Origin of the sequence: Phyllobacterium sp. SB3, assembly GCF_040009165.1 — a bacterium.
Classification (GTDB): Bacteria; Pseudomonadota; Alphaproteobacteria; order Rhizobiales; family Rhizobiaceae; genus Phyllobacterium.
The window spans coordinates 589464-610379 of the sequence record NZ_JBDYKI010000002.1 but is presented as its reverse complement, the minus strand read 5'-3'; the positions used below and the strand labels follow the sequence as shown (position 1 = coordinate 610379).

Here is a 20916-nt window from a genome sequence, read left to right as displayed (position 1 = left end):
AATTATGTCGCTGCTTAAAACCCTGAAATACTCAGCTTTGCTGGCATGCGTGGCAGCATGTGCGGGCGCAACGACGGCGAATGCCGCAGAGCGCGAATTTGCCCTGGTCTTCAAAGTGCTCAACAACGCATTCAGTCCGCCCATCGACGCAGGGTGCAAGGCGGCAGCCAAAGAACTCGGCGACGTCAAATGCACATATATCGGACCAACGGAATATGACGAAGCCAAACAGGTCCAGCTGGCACAGGATATGATCACCCGCGGTGTAGACGGATTGGGAATATCCGCCGGAAATCCGAAGGCCATGGCCCGAATTCTGAAAATGGCGAACGACAAGGGTATTCCAGTCGTCACGTTTGATACCGATGTCCTGCCGGAGGACGCGAACCTTCGGGCAACCTATATCGGCACCGATAACTACGAATTCGGTGTGGAACTTGCCAAGAAAGTTCTCGAAAACAAGAAGAGCGGTGGCACGGTTTGCATACAATCTGGCGCACCGGCATCAGAAAATCTCAAGGCCAGAGTGCAAGGAATACGCGATACCCTTGCGGGCGTAGGTAAAGACGAGCCTGCCGGTGCTTTGAGCGGGCAGAATGGCTGGACAGAGCCTTCCGGCTGCCCCGTATACAACAATGACGATATCGCGTTGGCTGCCCAGCAGGTTCGCGATGTCATGACAAACAACCCCGATCTTGACGCCTTTGTTGCTGTTGGCGGTTGGGCACAATATGCCCCGCAAGCCTACAAGCAGGCCATGGAACCGCTTAAAAGCAAACTGGACAGCAAGGAACTGGTTGTCGTGTTCGGTGACAATTTCGGCCCGCAATTGCCTTTGCTTGCTGCCGGACTGAGTCATTACAATATCGGCCAGAGACCCTACGATATGGGCTTTCAGACAATCAAGGCTCTAGATGATCTGACCAAGGGCAAGAAGCTGGAGCCCTTTATTCAAACCGGTACCGAAACCTGTACGCCGGAAAACGCAATGACCACCTGCGGCAAGGTCGCTCAGTAGCGGCTTTTCACAAACTGACTACATGGCTGGCTCTTATGGTGCCAGCCATTCTTTTGTCTCCAGGAGTACCGCTGATGATCTCACGGCGTCTAAGACTTGGTATGGTCGGCGGGGGGAAGGGTGCCTTCTTCGGAGCTGTTCACCGGCAGGCTGCTGCAATGACACAACGCTATGAGTTCATTGCAGGGGCGCTTTCCAGCGATCCTGCACGGGCGGCCGAAAGTGGAAGGGAGCTGCTTCTGGCTCCCGAACGCAGCTATTCCGATTTCATGAAAATGGCCGACACCGAAACCTTGAGGGATGATGGGATCGATCTTGTGGCGGTTGTTACACCCAATCATCTTCATGCGGCTGCTTCAGGTGCGTTCCTGGCTGCCGGTATCAGCGTCATGTGCGACAAGCCCCTTACGGCAACGCTCGAAGAGGCGTTATCTCTGGAGAAAATTGCAAAAAACAGCGGAGCACTTTTGGGTGTCAGCTATACCAATGCCGGTTTCGAGATGGTGCGCGAAGCGCGATCAATCGTTGAAAGTGGAGCGCTTGGGAATATCCGCGTAATCAGGGCGGAGTTTCCACAGGAGTGGCTTGCAACGGCGGAGGAAACTGCAGGAAACAAGCAGGCAAAGTGGCGTACGGACCCTGCACAAAGTGGTGCCGGTAGTCTTGGTGACATTGGAACCCATGCGTTTCATCTGGCGGAGTTCGTTACCGGCCAGCGGTGTGTCTCCGTTTCAGCTGAGGTTGATACTTTTGTTGCCGGACGCCGCGTCGATGACAATGCCTCCGTTCAGCTCAGATTTTCAAATGGTGCAAAAGGAACGCTCTGGGCCAGTCAGATCGCCATAGGCCGGACAAACGGCTTGCGATTGGAGATTTATGGTGACAAGGCATCTCTTGGCTGGGGTGTCGAAGAAGCCAATATTCTGTACTTGTGCCCTTTGGGGAAACAACGGATTGTCATCGATCGTGCATCTCATGGTACTTCGGTAAAGGGTCATTTGCCATCCGGCCACGCACAGGGATTTGTTGAAGCGCTGGCCCGGCTTTACGTCGACATGGCGGAATGTCTCGAGGCATCGCTTTTGGGCAACCCTGCGCCGGCAAGCGCCAATCTTCTCCCCGGACTGGACGACGGAGTTCGTGGAATGAAGTTCATCAATGCTGTGCTGCGCTCCGGCCATGATGATGGCCGATGGACGGCTTTTTAATAGAGACAGACAAAGGTAGTGAAATGAGCCATCTGTTTAAAATATTCATCATGCCTCATCCAAGATCGCTCAACGATGTATTCGACGAACAGAACCTTCAGGCGCTGAGGGAACTGGGGGAGGTGATTATCCATGAGGGCCCGGAGCTGACGGAACAGGAGTTCAGTGAAGTTGTCATGGATGCCCATGTCATCATGGGAGTTTTCGACATGCCAGCCGAGCGCCTGGCCAGATGCAAAAATCTGCGCGCATTCATCAATAGTGAAGGTAATTTCCTGCCTAACATCGATTATGATTATTGTTTCAGACACGGCATCCGCGTTCTGTCAGCGAGCCATGTATTCGCGGAGCCAGTGGCAGAAATATCTCTTGCAATGGCCATCGATCTTGGCCGGGGCATCACCCGTTCAGACCGGTTGATGCGCCAAGGGATTGAAAGTTACGGGTTCGCCGCAAATAGCGAAGCCAGGGTTCTTTTCAATGCAGATGTAGGGCTGGTCGGGTTTGGCGATCTTGCCCGTTCGCTGCTGCCGCTGCTCAAGCCCTTCAATGTAAGAATCAAAGTCTATGACCCCTGGATTCCAAAAATGATAGTCGAGCAGGCAGGCTGTACCTCCGTGCCGCTGGACGAAGTTTTGCAAACGAGCACGTTTATCTTTATCCTCGCCGGGGTAACTGCCGACAATGAGGGTTTTCTGGGGGAGAAGCAGTTTGCATTGATGCAGCAGGGGACCATCTTTCTGCTCCTGAGCCGCGCAGCTGTCGTTGATTTTCCAGCCATGCTTGCTGCCGCAGCCAGCGGCCGTATCCGCGTTGCAACGGATGTGTTTCCCGTTGAACCCGTCCCGGCTGATGACCCGGTTCGCCAGCTTGAAAATACGCTGCTGTCACCACATCAGGCGGGCGCGCTTGAAGGCGTATTGAAACAGATGGGCCGATCTATCACGGCAGATATTGCTCTCATCTCCCGCGGGCTGCCTCCGATGATCTGTAAAGCAGCGCAGCCCGAAACCGCATCCAGATTCAGAAGTATGCCTGTCAGCAAGAGTTGATTCGTCCGCCATATCATTGCGCAACGGCAGCACCGGTGCGCATCAATATTGGGACCTGTTCTGTTTCTTGCCTCATCAGCTGCCGAGTTCGCTCACGCAGCAGCGAACATAAATGGCCGATTGCAGGCCTTTGCGTTCCTTGGGAGTCATTAAGCTGTTCGTCAACCGTGATCGATGCTTTTGACGAAACAGTCAGTGACCCTGCGAAATGGTAACCTAGCCGCAGGTGGCTCGCGTCACGATACCATGATCATCAACTTCTGTTGTCAGACGGTCCTGCCGATAATCCTGCGTAACCATATCGCCAGGTGATATTCGGCGTATCGTAACTGCTCCCGTCAATAGCTTCACCTCGTCTTCTGTCAGGGCCGACCGTCCGACAAGTGTCTTTGCAGCAACCGGATTACAGCGGGCGGCATGGCTGCTGCCGTTGCCGGTGTTCCGGTGGTCGGCGCAGGCAACGAGGCCGAGAGAAAAGAAAAAGGCCGCTGTCGTTGTCAGAAAACGATGCTCAATCATTTTGTCCATACCCATCCAAATTTCAGTTAAATCGAGAAATCCATCACCCGGCCAGAGTTATTCTATTGTAGAGTTGAGCACTGAACAGTCTGGACCACAACAGACTTAACCTGGACTTGTAGACATTTGGCTACAATCGAAAATGTCCCGAATTTGCCTATTATCGGCATTTTCAAAGGATGTTTAACCACTGTTCGTCACAGCATTATGGTGCCATTGCCCAAGGTTTAGCTGAAGTTCGCTCCGGCGAACTATCGATGTGATGCTATTTTGCAGTCAGGTCGTTTGTCATCCTATGCCGGCCAATTGGAAGCATTATCGGGCGCCCGGAGGTCGGGTCGTTGATGATACGGCATTCGAGGCCAAAGGCCCGCCGGACATTCTCTTCTGTCAGAACATCCTCCGGCGTTCCGGAGACATGCAGGCGGCCACCCGCTATTGCTATAAGGTGATCGGAATAGCGTGCCGCAAGATTAAGATCGTGCAGCACCATAACTATGGTGGTCTGCCGGGTTTCATTAAGGTCGGTAAGAAGGTCCAGCACTTCGATCTGATGGTTGATGTCAAGAAACGTTGTCGGCTCGTCCAGCAGTAATATCTCTGTTTGTTGCGCCAGCGCCATGGCGATCCAGACCCGCTGCCGCTGTCCACCGGAAAGCTCGTCCATCGGCCGGTCGGCCAGATCCATAGTTCCGGTAGCAGTCAGTGCGGCGGCCACGGCATCGTCGTCCTTACGGGTCCAGCGTGTAAACATACCCTGGTGGGGATGTCTCCCACGGCTCACCAGATCGGCGACGATGATACCTTCCGGCGTGACAGGAGCCTGGGGAAGCAGACCCAAGGTTCGTGCCAGTTCCCGGGAGGGGATTTGGTGTATTGACTTGCCATCGAGCAGTACACGGCCCTGACGAGGCGAAATGAGCCGGGACATCGTCCGTAAAAGCGTGGACTTGCCACACGCATTTGCACCGACGATCGCAGTGATCTTGCCGGGCGGCACAGCAAGCTCTAGCTCACTCAGAATATCTTTGCTTCCGTAGCCTGCCGAAAGCTGGCTGACGGCGAGAGAATGAATGCTCATAACGAGCCTCCGCTTCGATTAACGCGAATAATCAACAGAATGAGGTAAGGAGCACCCAAGGCGCCTGTAACAACTCCCACGGGATAGCGGGTTGGTAAAAAAAACTGGCCACAATAATCGCCGACCAACACGAGTAGTGCCCCGATCAGTGCTGAAGGTATCAGAAGAGAGCCATTATTCCCCACGAGGCGGGAAGCAATGGGGCCGGACAAAAATGCGACAAATGCAATCGGTCCTGCCACCGCCGTAGCGCAGGCAATCATGCCGACCGCTGCGACAATGATTATTACACGGACTTTGGCGACGGGAACGCCCAGAGCGGCGGCAGTATCGTCGCCCAGCCTTAGCGCCTCCAGATCGCGAGCGCGACCAAGCAACAGGCCCCCGAAGACGCTGAGTGCCAGTATAAGGGGTAAAGTCTGACCCAATTGCGCGCCGTTTACACTACCTGTCAGCCAGCGCATTGCTTCCTGAAGGGTCCAGGCGGGGGCATTGGAGAGAATATAGGCGATGAAGCTTTCCAGCATGGCCGAAACTCCGATGCCCACAAGGATAAGGCGCGTCCCGGCAACCCCGTTCCTGAAGGAAAGGACGTAGACAAGCAGAGCTATCCCCAAACCGGCAATCACGGCGAATATCGAAACTATCGGTCCGCTCAGCGACAGGACGACAATTGCAAAGACCGCCGCTGCACTGGCGCCGGAACTGATGCCAATTATGTCGGGGCTGGCGAGAGGATTGCGCAACATCAGCTGGAAAGAAACGCCGCCAAGCCCGAAGCTCAGCCCAGCGAGAACGGCAAGCATTGCTCTCGGCAGGCGCAGTTGACGGACGGTAAAAGTTGCGCCGGCGACATCCTCGCCCAGAAGCACACGTATTACGTCTCTGGGCGGTGTGAATGACTGACCCAACAACAAGGTCAGGGCAATCGTAACGGCGACCAGTATCAGAAGAACGGCTATTACGACATTACGCTTGCGCGCACGCCGACGACGGCCACCAATGATGGAATCAACGGTGAAAAAGGGAACAGTCACAGCTCGCGTACCCGCTGATGTCTTACGAGCCAGATGAAGAATGGTGCGCCGATCAGGGCAGTAACAATTCCAACATCCAGTTCGGCAGGTCTGGCCACAATGCGTCCGGCTATATCGGCAATAAGTAGCAGGCAGGCACCGGTCAAAGTGGAGAAGGGCAATAGCCAGCGATGATCGACACCGACCAGCAAACGGCACAAATGGGGCACGACCAGTCCCAGAAAACCTATAGGCCCGCAAATTGCGGTGATCGCTCCGCAAAGAAGAATCGCGCCAAAGGCCGCCATTGCACGGGCCGCGGCAACGTGCTCGCCGACACCGGCCGCCAGTTCGTCCCCCAGAGCCAGCACATTCAGTTTTCGAGCAGATAAAAGGCTTATAGCAAAACCTACGGCAAGGAATGGCAGTACGTGGGAAATGCGCTCGAATGTCACCCCGCCAACGCCGCCTATCTGCCACGCCCGTATACCCCCTGCGATATCACCGCGCGGAAGCACCACTGCAATGACCATTGAGGAAAACGCGACCGAGGTTGCTGCTCCTGCAAGTGCCAGTTTGAGCGGAGTCGCTCCTCCGCGCCCCAACGACCCTATGGTGTAAACAAAGACGGCTGCGGTGCCGGCCCCGAAAATGGCCGTCCAGATATAAGCATTGGCCGACGAGATCCCAAACCATGCGACTCCAATAACGACGGCGAGTGATGCGCCCATGTTGACGCCCAGAATGCCGGGGTCGGCGAGGGGGTTGCGCGTAACGCCCTGCATGATCGCTCCCGCCAGCCCAAGGGCGGCTCCCGCAAGCAAGGCAGCGAATGTGCGTGGAATTCGCAAGGCGATTGCCGCCTGGCCAATATTGTCTGCCTGACCGCGAAGGGCCGCAACAATGTCACCCCAATCCACATCGCGTGTGCCAACGGCTACAGAGGCAGCGCAAAGGCTGGCAAGAAGGAGGATAAGCACAGCCAGCCAAAAGCTGCGGAGATGATTTGACCGCCCGGGAAAAGCAGGACGTTCCGATGACTCTATACCTTTGACGTTCATTGTGATTTCGTGGCAGCCTCGGTAAGCAAGGCAATATAGTCTTTCAACACCCATGAGATTGAAAGAGGTGTCGGATTTGCGGCTGTACCAAGCGGGTCTCTGCCCAACATGACCGTAGCATTGTGGGCCACCGCAGGCATTTTGGACATAAGAGGGTCTGACGCAAGCGCGTCAATCAGTTGCTGGTCGCCATAGGTAACAACAATATCGACATCATCAAACGCATCAATTCGCTCCGCACTGATGGAGCCGGCAAAGCGTCCCGGTACTGAGGCTTCCACTACGCTTTTGGGTGATTTCAGTCCCAGATCAGCGAAGAATTTCACCCTGGTATCGTTAGTGGTATAGAAATTGACGGTGCTCAGATTTGTTGCATCGAGATGAGTGATGAACATTGCAGATTTGCCTCGAAGTTCGGGGTGCCCGGCGACCGTCTCGGCAATCTCGCTCTCGATCTTTGCAATCAAAGCTTCGCCCTCATCGGCCATTCCCAGCCCGGTGCTGTTGAGGTGGATCATTTCCCGCCAGTCTGTGGACCAGACAGCCTCAGGATAGGCAACAACCGGAGCGATCTGGCTAAGTGTGTCGTAGTCAGATTGGCTCAGGCCGGAGTAAGCGGCGAGGATGATATCGGGATTGGTGGCGGCAACTGCTTCAAAATCAATCCCGTCACCCTCATCAAAAAGCAAGGGTGCCTTGGCACCTAGTTTGGCCAGTGCTTCTTCCACCCACGGCAAGAGGCCATTACCATTGTCATCTCCAAAATTGGCGGCCGCAAAACCGACCGGCACAATCCCGAGCGCCAGGGGAACTTCATGATTGCCCCACGCCACTGTTGCCACCCGCACCGGTTTCTTGGTGATAGTGGTCGTGCCCAAAGCGTGCTTGATGACGACGGGATAGGTGGTTTCCGCCCAGGCATTGCTCGACATATTGCTCGACATGATGAGTGACAGGCATGTCACTGCCCATATCAGGGAAGATCGGAACCATGGCATTGGGCAAACTCTCCGCGTATTTAAGTTGACTTCCAGTTTCAGGTTAATCCAGTGACGTCAACTCTGTTGCGAAGGCTCGGTTGAATATCCGCAAAGTTTCCGTAGGTTTTTACAAAAATGGTGGAATCTACAATACATGACAAGTATGCTCAAGTTAGTAGGCGCTGTACGCTAATTCAAACCCATCATTCCGTGTCGTCGGCACTTCAAGAAGCGATCTCAATCCATTCAGTTTGTCGGGATTCTTCAGAAGATGATCTCCGGACAGTCCTTGGTAATGCCGGTTCTCTCTTGCCGACGGCCAGCAATAGCAACACCAACGTCCGGAATTTCACATGGCTTTCAACACAATGGGCAACAACATTAGACAAGCACATAGGCGCCAATGGCGCGTGGTGCTTGTGAGTTGTACAGCGCTTGTCGTCTTCGCTCCTGCCAAATCGCTGGCCCAGCAAGCTGAAAACACAGGTCCAGGGATAGTTCTTGATACAATCACGATTGACGGCAGGGACGATGATTCAAAGTCGATCGTTGCAACGAAAACGTCCAGTGGCAGCAAGATGGCGACGGATATTCTGGATACGCCAGCTTCCGTATCTGTCATCACCGCAAAGGAGATGCAGCAGCGTGGCGCACAAAGCGTTGAACAGGCTCTGCAGTATACAGCAGGTGTGAGTACGGATTTTTATGGTTCGGATGACCGGTTCGATTTCTTCAAGATTCGCGGCTTCGATGCCTATACCTATCGTGACGGGTTACCATTGGGGCGCCCTTTCGGCGGCCTGCGCGAGGAAGTTTATGCATATGACCGCGTCGAAGTGCTCAAAGGAGCCAACTCCACGATCTTCGGTGTTTCGGACCCGGGCGGGTCGGTTAATTACGTTACCAAGAAGCCGAAGAGCGAGAAGTTCGGCGAGGCTTACGTCACCGGTGGATCGTATAACCGCAAGGAAGTCGGTTTTGATTTCGGCGACAATCTGACGAAGGACAACACGCTGTCCTACCGGCTGACCGGTAAATTCAGGGATGCCGATGCAGAATATGACTATTCCCGTGATGACGAGAAATTCTTCATCGGCGGTCTGACATGGCGTCCCACCGATATGACCAGCCTGACCGTCGTGTTCGATCATCTCCACCGTAACGGCGTTCCCGGTAGTGGAGGGCATCCGGTCGGATCGGATTTCAGCCGCAGCCGGTTTTTTGGCGAACCGGACTACAACTACCGTGGTACGGACAGAAACACGGTCAGTGTCATGTTCGATCATGATTTCGGCAATGGTTTCAGCTTCAATTCAAATGCGCGCTATAGCGATGCCAAGACGGATTTCGGCTACGCCTATATTGCGTCAACGCCAAATGATGGCTCGACTATTGCAAGGCGCGACTTTTTCGGTAACGAGTCCTCAAACGAGAATTTCGTAATTGATGGGCGCCTGCAATATGAAGTGAATTTCAAGGACATTGAAAGCCGCACCCTTGTCGGTGTTGAGTACAATAAATCTTCCTCCAGCAATGGCACTTATTACGGACCAGCAGGTAGCATAGATTGGAACAATCCCGTTTATAGCGGCGGCCCGGCGAATCTTCCGCTGATCAGCAGCACCAGAACCAGGCAGAATACCAAGGCTGTCTACATCCAGCAGGACCTGACCTTTGCGGAGAAACTCATAGCGACGGTCGGGCTGCGCAACGACTGGCTGGATATCGAGGAAAGGAACAGGCTCAACCCGGAAGCCTCCGGCGAGGCCGACCTCAGTGAATTGACCAGCCGTTTTGGCCTTACATATAAACTGACCGACGAAATGTCGATCTATGCAAGCTATGCCGAATCCGTTGCCCCACCGACCGTTGGCCTCGACCCTGAGGAAGGGGAACAGTATGAGGTGGGCGTCAAGTATCAGCCCACGGCATTTCCGGCATTGTTCACGGCTTCCGTTTATGAGCTGACCAAGAACAATATCACCGTCACTGATCCTGTCACTTCCGTTCAATCGACCATTGGCGAAGTGCGGGTCCGCGGCCTGGATCTTGAGGCAAAGGCAGAAATCACGGATAGCCTTAGCCTGACGGCAGCCTATTCATACCTGGATTCCGAAATCGTCGAGAATGGAGGGCGGGGCGACGAAGGTAATCGCCCGTCCTTTGTATCCAAACATCAAGGTTCACTATGGGCAAACTACAAGATTGAAGGTAGCGGTCGTCGCGGAGACGTGATCTTCGGGCTTGGTAGCCGCTATACAGGGTCCTATTACTTCGACAATGGAAACACGACGAAGACAAAAGGCAATGTCGTCGTCGATGCCTCTTTCAGCTACGAGTTCCTTGATAAATCCACGCTTGACGTCAACGTAAGCAATCTCTTCGACAAGAAATACGTTGCCTATGGCGGATTTGGAGCGGACTTCTACAATCCGGGTCGGGAAATCGCGGTGAGCCTGCGTCGTACCTGGTAACACAACTGGCCCACCCGCAATCCTTTCGGGTGGGCCAGTTGTCAGTTCTTCCGGCGTATCCGGCGCCACGCTGCGGGTGTTTCACCCGCAATCTGCCTGAAGGCTTTTGTCAGATGAGCCTGATCGGAAAATCCGAGTTGTGCAGCAATGTCAGCGACGGTCAGGTCGCTTTCCAGAAACATCTTTTGGGCGAGCTCTATGCGCTTGCCCAGCTGCCATTGCAGGGGCGTCTTGCCCGTTGTCTGCCTGAACACATTGGCAAACCAACTTTCGGACAGGCCAACCGTTTCGGCCATTTCTGCCACACTCAACCGGCAATCACTGCGTTCATTAATGCGCGAAATCAGCTTTTTCATCTTGCCGTCTGTGAGCCTGCCATTGTGGGTGTCGCTGTTACTCTCAGGGATATCAAGAAGACCGGTTACAATACTACCGACAAGGCTTTCAGCAAAAATCGCATGCCTGGACGGATTTGACATTTCATTGACCAGCAGCATGGCCAGCGTTTCAATTGCTGCGACATCCTGAATTTCGACAGGTCGCCGCAATGCTGTCTGGGCAACGGATGCTCCCACGGAAGGAGATAATATCCTCAGCAGCCTGTCCTTGTGCAGATGGAGATCAAGATGCGAGAACCGGTGCGAAGACGTGAAGTTTGTCCATAAGGGAACCCCGGCTGGCACATAGATTGCCCTTACCATGGGGCGATGGAACTGTGCGAATCCTCCCTCCCGGTTGGACATGCTGATATGTGAGGATACATCGTTGAAAAAAATCACTATGCGTGGGTCAGGAGAAAGGTAATATGCCTTTGCACCGGATAGTCCTTCGGCGTCCCAGAAGACACTCATCATGCCGTCAAGACCACGCCATTTGACCGGAGCAGTGGGTCTTATGCCCTCTGTTTGGCAGATCATGGAATGTCTGTAGCTCAATGTTGGAAGCAGCCTGTGCTGAACATAAAAGTCATGTCATTTCCAATGATGTTTGCAAAGGCCGGATTCTTCGCAGTCCAGGCCTGCCTGCTGCAAAAAACTTATCATGACATTATTAGTCATATTTATTCGTGATGGCAACGTTTTAACGCGGGACGGGCAATCGCGGCATTCGGCAAAAATTCTACATATGTGAAAAGGTGAGCGCTATCTGCATAAAACGTCCAGGCGATGACAGTACCAAGAGCTACGGGCGCATTTGTGAACAAGTAGTTCCAAACCTCAAATATGCAGAAACTGCATGGTTGAACTCCGCCGGGGAATTTGCTGCGTCTGATCAATCGCTAATGATTGAGAGAGTATATGTTGTCAATCAGGAGTTTGCTATCGGCCACCAAGGCATCATCATAGTTTCTGCCACGGAACACGCTAACGCGACTCTGTCCCTCTTCACACGGTGAGTTTCCAATACAAGCCAGGGGTTAAGGGACGCGGTCCGGTGCAACGATGCCGCCTTCATTCTCAAGCACGGCGATACGTTTGGCTTCAGATTTTGTAAACTTCAGTCGCACGCCGATGCCACCACCATTGTCCGAAATGAAAACAGCGCCAGCCTCCTCCAGGGCCAGCTGTAACGCACTCGCGTCATTTCGCGTTGGTTCTTCAAGCTTGCGCTCAAAATGCGTGATAATGTCCACGCTAACGCCAGCCAATGTCGCAAGGCGATCGCGAGAGAGGTCCACAAGTGCCCGGGCCGCGCGACATTGAGAGCCAGTAATCATGATCCATCTCCATTTACATGCAGGATCGTTCAGGAACGAACTCATGCAATCGTTCAGTAGCTTAGAAAACAGTCGTGTTACATGCAAACTCAGTTTGTTCGTCCTTATCAAGAGTGTTCCGCGGTCAGGCAGCTGAAGGATCGGGTTCATCATCGCCATCATTGTCGTTCCTGGCATTTACCGGATCCTTGATATGAGAGGCGGGTTTCTTGAAGCGAAACAGCCTTGAATCCATCCTCTCGTTTTCTTCAATCATTTCCCTGCGTTCGTCTATGCGTCGCTCTTCCGCTTCAGGTTGATAAATCACTTTCTCAACCATTACAGTTTCCTGTACGCCGGGTGATTTTCCTATGATGGCACTTTGCCCTTCAGCCAAGCCAAGCAGCCCCAATCCTCGCGGATTGCTGATCGATATGACCGTCATTCCGACGACCCCGCGCATGGCATTGCTCGCGATAGTGCGGCTTTCCAGCAAACCGTTATCGACACGAAAGCTGATGCGGCTATTAAGGGTCGCGATTGTTGATGGGATGTCTTCAGGAAATGTCACAATGGCATTCGAGAGTTTTTCCCGGAGAATGCTCCGCATGAGTTCATCCTGCAGGAACATATCATCCAGCATGGATTGCAACGTATAGTAATCCTTCGTGGTGAGTTGGCAAAAGTCTGATTTGAACATGACAATCTCCTGCCGGAGACCCCCGGTTCCGGCTTACACTTCTAGAAACCCGATGAGAAAGCCCCCCTGATATGAGGTCACTCGAGAGCAACGGGCCATATCAGGGATGCTGCCGTGCAGGATTGATCACCGCACGACCCAATAAGTGTACGCTTGTCATGACGCTTTATCGCTCCACCCGTGCAGAACTTTTTCCTTCTTGTCCCGTGAAGAGCGGGATTGTTCTGAATATTGCACGATCAGAGGTGTGAGCTTGTGCAGCCGACCATCTCTCGTTGTCCATTCCATAGCCATCCCGGTTTTCAAGCCGACAAGAGCAGTCCCGATCGGGGTCAGGATGGATACCTTTCCCTCAGAAATGTCAGCATCCCCTGGATACACAAGCGTGATCGTTCGCTGATCGTCTGCGTCAGTCCTGTAGGTTACGACCGACCCCATACGCACCACATTCCCGGGCACCGAACCGTCGGCAACAACTCGCGCCCGATCAAGCTCAAAAGACAGGCTCTCGGATATTTCAGGAAAGCGATCAGCAGCAGCAGCGGCAATATTATTCAACCGCACGTGGTCAGTTTTTCCGATCACAATGGACGGTTTCTGCGAGTTCTTGATGTGTTGCATCTTTACAGCCTTTTTACCGAGCAATGGCACAGCTGCACAAGAGCAGATCAGTGCCGTTTGGCGGGCTCTTTTTACAAGAAGTATGGTATTCAGCGCGCCGCACAAATTATCACCCCCGCGACCCGGAGCGTCTGCAACCGAGTCCGGGGTCAGGCTCCCGCGACGGGACATATCCTGAAAATTACTTTTCTTGTATGTTCGAAACCTGTGAGCATCCAGAATGCCATGTCCGATTCTGTAAGAATAAATATTTCTTGTAACTTTAATATACTTGGTGCCTTCAGGTAAAAAGTCAAGGTGTACAATTGGGTATTATCACATAGAGTTCGTTCCAATCGTTCTGCGTCAGTTATTTCGAATGAACCAGACAGCCCTTACTTGCGACGGTTGGCGGAAATGGAATGCCGGAAGATTAACGCCAGTCCCAATCCGTTGCGGACGCTGCTCTACGGTCCGGTGAGCGCAATCAGCCGTGGATGTGCCATGCTTGAAACCGGGTCAGGATTAAGCAGCATAAATCTGAAATCTGTCGAAGAATTTCGATGTACATAGACTGGCAAACAGTACCTGAGTAAAGCCACAAACGCCGGTTATCCATCTTTGAAATGCGGCACAAGCATTGGTTGCCGCCGGAGTTTAATCAAGCCTGCATTTGTTGCATCCGCTCATGGCATTCCCGGGCTCTGGGAGGCTGCCTTTGCGAGTGCACGCGCCACAAAAATTGTAGACCCCTGTCCCTTGTCCCAGTCGTTTGTGAAGATTAGCAATTCGTCTGTGCCTGGCCGGATCACCATTGATGTAGAACGCAAATTATGGCCTTGATCTCGTTCCGGTAGCAAGTACTGCCCGACGGGAAAACCCTGGGGACTAAACACCATGATGCGCCCTTGGCCATACATGGCAACATAAACATTTCCCTCAGCGTCCACGCGAAGTGAATCCGGACCACCACCGACAAAATTGTAGACAACCGACGAACCGAACGGCGCTATGGTGGTCGGGTCAGATAGTGAGATACGATGAAGCAGACTGCCTGCAAGCTCGCTTACCCAGAGGGTTTTTCCATCCGGACTGAGGGCTAATCCGTTTGCAATCCTGAGATTGGGCACCACCAGGACAGGTTTGTCCCCGTTCGGCCCGATGTAGTAGACGCCTCCGGTGGCTACACTTGAACCGCCTTTGAAATCGGTAAAATAAAAGCCCCCCTTCGTATCAAACACAAGGTCATCGGGCAGAAAACCATCATCCCGCGATACCACTGTTTGAACATCCGTGCCATCTGCGGCCATTGCAATGACTGAACCTCGCGAGGCAAAGTCCCCGAGTTCGGCCATATAGATGCGGCCATCGGGATGAACGGCAAACCCGGCGGGGCGAAGTTGCGGGTCAGGTACGAAGCTTGACAGCCGTTTTTCGGGCGTCAGACGAAAGACAGTTCCGCCAAAGACCTCACAGAACACCAGATCGCCTCTGGCATCGAAAGTCGGGCATTCCAGTTGCAGGCCCTTGTCGGAGACTTTGAAGTACTTCTTCGCCTCCACCGATGGCAGATCGGCCTCCGCCATCGCCAGTGGAACAACACTTTTCAAAGACTGAGGTATTTCTAAAGCGGGAAGGGCGTTGCCATCTTCCGTTCCGTAAGCAACGCTGCTCGTAAAAATCACCCCCGCAGTCAAGATCAGGGTAGATATCAGCCTGTTCATGTTCTCCTCCCAGTTCTGCATCAAGACTTGGTCGTTCAGCCTATTAGCTTCATGATTGCGGGTACGCTGAGGATGGCGGCGTAATAGCCCATGAACTGCACACCGGTGTTCATACCGAGCACGCGATAAAGAAGGCCCCCCAAGAGGCCCACGGTCATGATAACCAGTAGTGCGAGAAAGCCGCCCTCCCAAAGACCAATCACGAGAATAAGGCCAACGAAGGTAGCTATAATGGCTTCATGGCTGATATACCTTGCCACAAAAGCCGCCGCACTGCGCGCATGGTTCATAGCGAATGGATAGGCGATGGCTGCGGCAATCACCACAGATATCAAGCCCCAGATCAGGAACTCAGAAACCGACATCATCGTGTGCAGGTTGTTGACTACTCCGGTCCCTGTGTCGACGGTAAAGCGCGGCGGTGCGTTGAACAGCGGCGCAGCCGGACCCGCAGCAACCGGGCTGAGCGGCAGGCCGAAAGCGATAAGCGGGATCAGAGCCTCGGCGATATAGGTGGATTCCGTAACACCGTTTCGCACCGCCAGTACGGAAGTCAGCCGATGATAAGCCTGCTTGATGCGCGCTCCGACAATTTCACCTGCGATAACGGTAACGGCAACGGGGCTGAACACGAATGTCGCGCTGGTGATCGCAGCGGCCGCCGCCGTTGTGGTGATCTGGCTCTTGTCGAGTACCCGGAACGGGTTCGGAAAGTATCCGCCCCAGCTTTTGACATCGGGCGCCAACGTTGTCTGACGCAGCTCACCGCGGTTCATACGTTTTTGCTCAAGCGGTGATATGGCCGAAAACAGTTCCGCAACAAGTGGACCAACTGCGATCCCAAGGAAATAGCTGACGCCGAGCTTGACGTCATGCACGGCTGTGAAACCTTGCAACGCGATAATCATCAGCGTGAAAGGGATCAATGCAATGACGGAAGCCCAGCGGCCGGCCGAGAAATAGGCGATGATGATTGCGGCTCCGATGAACAGCCATGGAGCAGATGCCGTGATGTATGTTCCGAAGGGTGCCAGGATAACGGCGAACAGCACCGCAAGCGGCACGGCGATAAAGGCTGATATGACAGAACCTGCCAGCATTTTTCGCAGTGCTACATGTGGCGCTCCGAGATTGCGCAACGCAGTCGCCTGCTGAAGAAGCGGCAGTGCCATTGTGTCGCCCGGAATTCCCAGAAGTGCGGTCGGTACCGCATGCGTCATATGTTTGGAAATAGCTGCACACATCCAGAAGGTGAACACCCCAGCCGGCGGCGCTCCCAGAAGGACGACCAAAAGCGTCACCGGCGCAATAGTTGTCGTCTCGTCAGTTCCCGAAATCAGGCCAATGGCGGAAAACAGAATTGCGCCAAGCAAGCCGAGAGACAGAGCGAGAACTATATCGTAAAGAAGTCCGTCCATATCACTCGCCCTGCCTTCCGGAGTTACGGCGCTCTTCATAACTTTTGAATAGATCGTAGAGCCCGACCTCACGCATTTCCTGTGCGACGGGGGGCGGAAGGTCTTCTACCCGACCGATGGGACCACCCTCCTGTTCAAGTTGTTCCAGAATCTCGGTCTGCCAAACGGTTCCTGTTTGAGCCTGCTCGACCACCATACGTTTCGGTGCAAACAGGCGAGCGCAAACCGCTCCGCTGGCAACGGACCCTAGAATACCGGCCAGCATGGCAATTGCCTTGCCGACAGCCGGGGTGGAAGCCAGCGGTGCAATCGTTTGAAGAGCAAGAAAATATATCGCGATGCTTGCCACGGCACCGATAATCATTGCCTTTCCGAGTTGGGGACGCGAGACAACGTCTCCCCAAATCTCGGCCAGCTGGCCATGCACGCCCACCGCGCGCACTGCACTTGAATCCATCATGTTGTCCTCCCATTACATTCAGGAACCGGGAAATCTCCTCGTTGACCGGCCCCAAATTTCGTTATTTGCGCAGTTCCGCCAATATTTCCTCGGCGCGGACGGAACGGACGTCGTGATCGGCCGCGAGCGTGCGGGCAACCGCATCGATCTCCTCGCCCAGGGCACCGGCGCCGATTGCAACGTTGCGCGCGTGCAGCGCCATATGGCCGCGTTGAATGCCCTCCGTGGCAAGTGCCCGAAGGGCTGCCATATTCTGGGCAAGTCCGACCGCAACAGTCACTTCCGCAAGCTCGGCCGCCGTTTCGACATTCAAGATTTGTAGCGCTGCCTGCGCTGCTGGATGGGTTCTGGTGGCGCCACCGACGAGACCGAGCGCCATCGGCATTTCGATGGTTCCGACGAGTGTTCCTTTAGCGCTGACCTCCCAGGTCGAAAGCGATATGTAACGTCCGGAGCGTGCGGCATAGGCGTGGGCCCCCGCTTCGATTGCTCGCCAGTCGTTCCCGGTCGCCACCACAACCGGATCGACGCCGTTCATGATCCCTTTGTTGTGCGTGGCAGCGCGGTAGGGATCGATCGCTGCCAATTCATAGGCATCGACAATGCCTTCGATCATTCGGCGTCCTGAAAATTCCTTTGTAGCCAGGGCTTCCTCGGTCACTTCAATGCGAGCCCTTGCCAACCGTAGATCCGCGAGGTTGGATAGAATTCGCAGCCGGACTTCACCACCGGTTATGCGTTCGACAATCGGCGAGACCGCTTCCGCCATTGTGTTTACGGTATTGGCACCCATCGCATCGCGCACATCGACCAGAAGGTGAAGGACCACCATCGGCCCCCGGGACGTCGAAGGGAAGATATGAACTTCAATGTCCCGGCATCCACCGCCGAACTTCACCAGAACTGCATCCCTGGCATTAGCGGCTGATATGATCTCGTCGCGGGCCCCCAGGATGGCCAGCCTTGCACCATAAGGATCGGACGTGCCAAGCACCTGCACTTGTGCACGCATGACGGGCGCTGTCGATGATGTCAGGAACCCGCCACAGCCGCGCACGACGCGGGCCATATAAGAGGCGGCAGCGACAACCGACGGCTCTTCCACAGCCATTGGCACCAGATAATCCTGACCGTTGATCAGAAAGTTCGTTGCTATACCGAGCGGAAGCTGGAAGGTGCCTATGACATTTTCGATCATACCATTGGCGCGCTCGACGGGTAAAGCGTCCGGCGCGGCAAGGACAGATCGCGATTGCTCATCCAGTTGCGCAGCTTGCGCGACCTGCTCCAAACGTTTGGCAGGAGACAGATTTCGCATATTCTCAATACGCGACGTGGCGGTCCTTTTATTCAATGGCTCACTCCCAAACCAGATATTTCCAAGCTTGCGTCACGGCCAAATTGTCCTAGAATATGGCCCTTAGGCAAGGGACAGTTAGCCGGTTTATTGCAGGCACTGTCCCGCTGCAGCTTTGGGACGATTAATGAAGGTAGTTGACAATATCGTCGCCCAAATCAGTGGGCAGATCGCGTCGGGCCTGTACCGATCCGGTCAGAGACTGCCGTCTGTCAGAGGAGGGGCCGGGCAGTTCGGTGTCTCTAAAAACACGATGGCAGAAGCTTATGACCGACTGGTTGCACGCGGGCTCCTCATTGCGCGGCAGGGGTCAGGCTACTTCGTTTCGGAAAACCGTCCGGCGCCATTACCGCACGTAAAGCCGGATGTCACCGAAGCCACGGGCATCATGTCCTTGCTTCGCGAGCAACTTGATCAGAACTATCTGACACGGCCCGGTGACGGTCGCCCACCGGCAAGCTGGACCGAAGATGCGGACATGCGCCGAATCTTGCGTACGAGCCGCAGTGCTACCGCAGAGGTGGATTTCGGATACGGGAGCTCCTGGGGCCTGAGCGGACTGCGGGAATGGCTTCGGCTTTCGCTCGCCGAACGTTCGATCACCACCGAGCCCGATGGATTGATGCTGACGAGCGGGGTCAACCACGGTCTGGACCTGATTATTCGCCATTTTCTGGAACCAGGCGATACGGTCTTCGTCGACAGCCCGGGATACTATCCCCTTTATGCGAAACTTCGGCTGGCGAAGGCGAATGTTGTCTCCATTCGCAGGCTGCAGGACGGCCCCGACCTCGATGACCTGCGCCGGGAGTTGGTCATCCATCGTCCAAAGCTGTTTTTCACACAGAGTCAGGCGCACAACCCGACCGGAGGCACTTTGTCTCCCGCCCACGCATTTACGCTTCTGCAGATAGCGGAAGTTCATGATTTTCGCTTGGTTGAAGACGACATCTTCGCGGACCTTATCGCCCCGACTCTGCCGCGGCTTGCAGCTTTCGGCCAACAACAGCGCGTTCTCTATGTCGGTTCATTCTCCAAAACGCTATCCGCGAGCCTGCGCTGCGGCTACATTGCCGGGGCGTCTGACACGATCCGTAGCCTCGTCGATTTGAAGATGATCACGATGGTCGCAACGTCACTGCATGTAGAGCGTGTTGTTCTGGAGATGATCGAAAGCGGGCAGTATCTCAAGAACCTGAGACGCCTGCGTGGTTGGATCGAAGACGGTACCAAGGCGACCGGGCAAGCCCTTTCGGACGTGGGGCTCGACGTAAAACTTCCGAAGGTGCAGGGTTTTTATATTTGGATCCCGCTTCCGCCATCTCTGGACGAGACCGCGTTCTGCCGTCGAGCGGCCCAGAATAATATTTTTATCGCGCCTGGAAGTGTCTTTTATGTAGACCGGCAGATCTCGGTCCAACCGGCCATGAGAGTAAACGTAGCTTATGGCGCCGACCCGCGCTTTTGTGCCTTTCTGCGCGAAGAAATAAGAAACAGCAAGAAAAGTTGAGGACCCAATGAATAACATTCGGCTCGTTGAGGTCGGACCGCGTGACGGACTGCAGAATGAGGCTCGCCCGCTCGGCGTCGCTGACCGCGTGCAGATGATCGAAGGTTTGATCAACGCGGGCCTTCGAACAATAGAAGCGGGTAGCTTTGTCTCGCCGAAATGGGTTCCCCAGATGGCGGGCTCCGCGGAAGTCTTGAGGGTGATCGGGCGACGTGAGGGCGTCAGTTTCCCCATGCTTGTCCCAAATTTGAAGGGATTCGAAGCCGCTCGGGAGGTCGGCGCGGAGGAGATCGCGATCTTTGCGTCAGCATCGGAGAGTTTTTCGCAGAGGAACATCAACTGCTCGATTGATGAAAGCTTCGAGCGCTTTCTACCGGTTCTGGAGGGTGCTCGCGACATCGGTATGCGTGTACGGGGCTACGTGTCTTGCGTATTAGGCTGTCCATATGAAGGAAGCGTCCCGCTCTCATCGGTGGTCAGTGTCGCTCGCCGTCTGCATAATATGGGGTGTTACGAAATATCGCTGGGCGATACGATCGGTATCGGTACGCCGAGAGCCGCGGCAGCCATGGTAAAAGCCGTTGCCACGGAGGTGCCTATGACCGAGGTTGCACTTCACGAGCACAATACCTACGGCCAGGCGCTGGCAAACATTCTTGCCTGTCTGGAAGAGGGGGTGACGGTGTTCGACGCATCGGTGGGCGGGCTCGGCGGCTGTCCATATGCGAAGGGAGCAACCGGCAACGTTGCGACGGAAGAGGTAGTGTTCATGCTCGAGGGTATGGGTGTCCGTACCGGTGTCGATTTGCCAAAACTCTGCAATGTGGCGGTACGGACCGCCACGCAACTCGGTCGAGATCCTGTTTCGCCGATCTCGAAACTTCTGGCTGATCCGACGGAGGCGGCGATATTCTGATGTTCCGCGGCGGGCCATTCAACCGGAATTGTGGCTTTCACGCGCCAATCAAAAACGACTCTTGTCGGCCGTATTCAATGGAAGGTTTCCGTCGGCCATAAAAGCATTGCAGGCCCTATAGACTTT

19 protein-coding genes are annotated in these 20916 nt (G+C 54.5%); 6 read left to right on the top strand and 13 right to left on the bottom strand.

Going from position 1 to position 20916, the window contains the following annotated elements; translation table 11 throughout:
* Positions 1-4 precede the first annotated feature (4 nt).
* The 3 genes from ABKW30_RS09390 (at position 5) to ABKW30_RS09380 (ending at position 3278) form a co-directional block, all read left to right on the top strand.
* Positions 5-1018, top strand: coding sequence for a sugar-binding protein (locus ABKW30_RS09390; protein ID WP_348598601.1), 1014 nt, complete (start codon positions 5-7; stop codon positions 1016-1018).
* A gap of 74 nt (positions 1019-1092) precedes the next feature.
* Positions 1093-2226, top strand: coding sequence for a Gfo/Idh/MocA family oxidoreductase (locus ABKW30_RS09385; RefSeq protein WP_348598599.1), 1134 nt, complete (start codon positions 1093-1095; stop codon positions 2224-2226).
* Between the two features lie 23 nt (positions 2227-2249).
* Positions 2250-3278, top strand: a complete 1029-nt coding sequence (locus ABKW30_RS09380) for a hydroxyacid dehydrogenase (RefSeq protein WP_348598597.1) — start codon at positions 2250-2252, stop codon at positions 3276-3278.
* 216 nt (positions 3279-3494) lie between these two features.
* Here the strand turns inward: ABKW30_RS09380 and ABKW30_RS09375 are convergent, their stop codons facing one another.
* The 5 genes from ABKW30_RS09375 to ABKW30_RS09355 all read right to left on the bottom strand — a co-directional run bounded on the left by ABKW30_RS09375 (position 3495) and on the right by ABKW30_RS09355 (position 7899).
* Complete coding sequence (locus ABKW30_RS09375; protein WP_348598595.1) at positions 3495-3806, bottom strand: I78 family peptidase inhibitor; 312 nt, start codon at positions 3804-3806, stop codon at positions 3495-3497.
* A 256-nt stretch (positions 3807-4062) separates the two neighbouring features.
* On the bottom strand, positions 4063-4878 hold the full coding sequence (locus tag ABKW30_RS09370; RefSeq protein ID WP_348598593.1) for an ABC transporter ATP-binding protein: 816 nt from the start codon (positions 4876-4878) through the stop codon (positions 4063-4065).
* Positions 4875-5915 carry an iron ABC transporter permease gene (locus tag ABKW30_RS09365; RefSeq protein WP_348598592.1) on the bottom strand — a complete coding sequence of 347 codons (1041 nt, stop codon included), beginning with the start codon at positions 5913-5915 and terminating at the stop codon, positions 4875-4877. Before ABKW30_RS09365 ends, ABKW30_RS09370 begins: the two co-directional genes overlap by 4 nt.
* A complete protein-coding gene (locus ABKW30_RS09360) occupies positions 5912-6955 on the bottom strand; it encodes an iron ABC transporter permease (RefSeq protein ID WP_348598590.1) in 1044 nt (347 codons plus the stop codon). Before ABKW30_RS09360 ends, ABKW30_RS09365 begins: the two co-directional genes overlap by 4 nt.
* Positions 6952-7899: an iron-siderophore ABC transporter substrate-binding protein gene (locus tag ABKW30_RS09355; RefSeq protein ID WP_348598998.1), complete on the bottom strand. Its 948-nt coding sequence runs from the start codon at positions 7897-7899 to the stop codon at positions 6952-6954. Before ABKW30_RS09355 ends, ABKW30_RS09360 begins: the two co-directional genes overlap by 4 nt.
* A gap of 404 nt (positions 7900-8303) precedes the next feature.
* Between ABKW30_RS09355 and ABKW30_RS09350 the strand changes: the two genes are divergently transcribed.
* Positions 8304-10409 (top strand): TonB-dependent siderophore receptor, encoded by a 2106-nt coding sequence (locus ABKW30_RS09350; RefSeq protein WP_348598997.1) that lies wholly within the window; start codon positions 8304-8306, stop codon positions 10407-10409.
* A 41-nt stretch (positions 10410-10450) separates the two neighbouring features.
* Here the strand turns inward: ABKW30_RS09350 and ABKW30_RS09345 are convergent, their stop codons facing one another.
* The 8 genes from ABKW30_RS09345 to ABKW30_RS09310 all read right to left on the bottom strand — a co-directional run bounded on the left by ABKW30_RS09345 (position 10451) and on the right by ABKW30_RS09310 (position 18361).
* The gene (locus ABKW30_RS09345) at positions 10451-11344 is read right to left on the bottom strand and encodes an AraC family transcriptional regulator (protein WP_348598589.1); all 894 of its coding nucleotides are present in this window, start codon (positions 11342-11344) and stop codon (positions 10451-10453) included.
* 482 nt (positions 11345-11826) lie between these two features.
* Positions 11827-12126 carry an XRE family transcriptional regulator gene (locus ABKW30_RS09340; RefSeq protein WP_348598588.1) on the bottom strand — a complete coding sequence of 100 codons (300 nt, stop codon included), beginning with the start codon at positions 12124-12126 and terminating at the stop codon, positions 11827-11829.
* Positions 12127-12250: 124 nt separating this feature from the next.
* Positions 12251-12805 carry a nucleoside-diphosphate kinase gene (locus ABKW30_RS09335; protein ID WP_348598586.1) on the bottom strand — a complete coding sequence of 185 codons (555 nt, stop codon included), beginning with the start codon at positions 12803-12805 and terminating at the stop codon, positions 12251-12253.
* Positions 12806-12961: 156 nt separating this feature from the next.
* The gene (rnk, locus tag ABKW30_RS09330; RefSeq protein ID WP_348598584.1) at positions 12962-13426 is read right to left on the bottom strand and encodes a nucleoside diphosphate kinase regulator; all 465 of its coding nucleotides are present in this window, start codon (positions 13424-13426) and stop codon (positions 12962-12964) included.
* 665 nt (positions 13427-14091) lie between these two features.
* A complete protein-coding gene (locus ABKW30_RS09325; RefSeq protein WP_348598582.1) occupies positions 14092-15129 on the bottom strand; it encodes an SMP-30/gluconolactonase/LRE family protein in 1038 nt (345 codons plus the stop codon).
* A gap of 35 nt (positions 15130-15164) precedes the next feature.
* Positions 15165-16547, bottom strand: coding sequence for a tripartite tricarboxylate transporter permease (locus tag ABKW30_RS09320; protein WP_348598579.1), 1383 nt, complete (start codon positions 16545-16547; stop codon positions 15165-15167).
* 1 nt (position 16548) lies between these two features.
* Complete coding sequence (locus tag ABKW30_RS09315; protein WP_348598578.1) at positions 16549-17007, bottom strand: hypothetical protein; 459 nt, start codon at positions 17005-17007, stop codon at positions 16549-16551.
* A gap of 61 nt (positions 17008-17068) precedes the next feature.
* Positions 17069-18361 (bottom strand): hydroxymethylglutaryl-CoA reductase, degradative, encoded by a 1293-nt coding sequence (locus tag ABKW30_RS09310; protein ID WP_348598576.1) that lies wholly within the window; start codon positions 18359-18361, stop codon positions 17069-17071.
* A gap of 130 nt (positions 18362-18491) precedes the next feature.
* On the opposite strand from ABKW30_RS09310, the gene ABKW30_RS09305 reads away from it, so the two are divergent.
* Both ABKW30_RS09305 and ABKW30_RS09300 read left to right on the top strand, forming a co-directional pair.
* Positions 18492-19874 (top strand): PLP-dependent aminotransferase family protein, encoded by a 1383-nt coding sequence (locus ABKW30_RS09305; protein WP_348598574.1) that lies wholly within the window; start codon positions 18492-18494, stop codon positions 19872-19874.
* A 7-nt stretch (positions 19875-19881) separates the two neighbouring features.
* Positions 19882-20790 (top strand): hydroxymethylglutaryl-CoA lyase, encoded by a 909-nt coding sequence (locus tag ABKW30_RS09300; RefSeq protein WP_348598573.1) that lies wholly within the window; start codon positions 19882-19884, stop codon positions 20788-20790.
* Positions 20791-20916 lie beyond the last annotated feature (126 nt).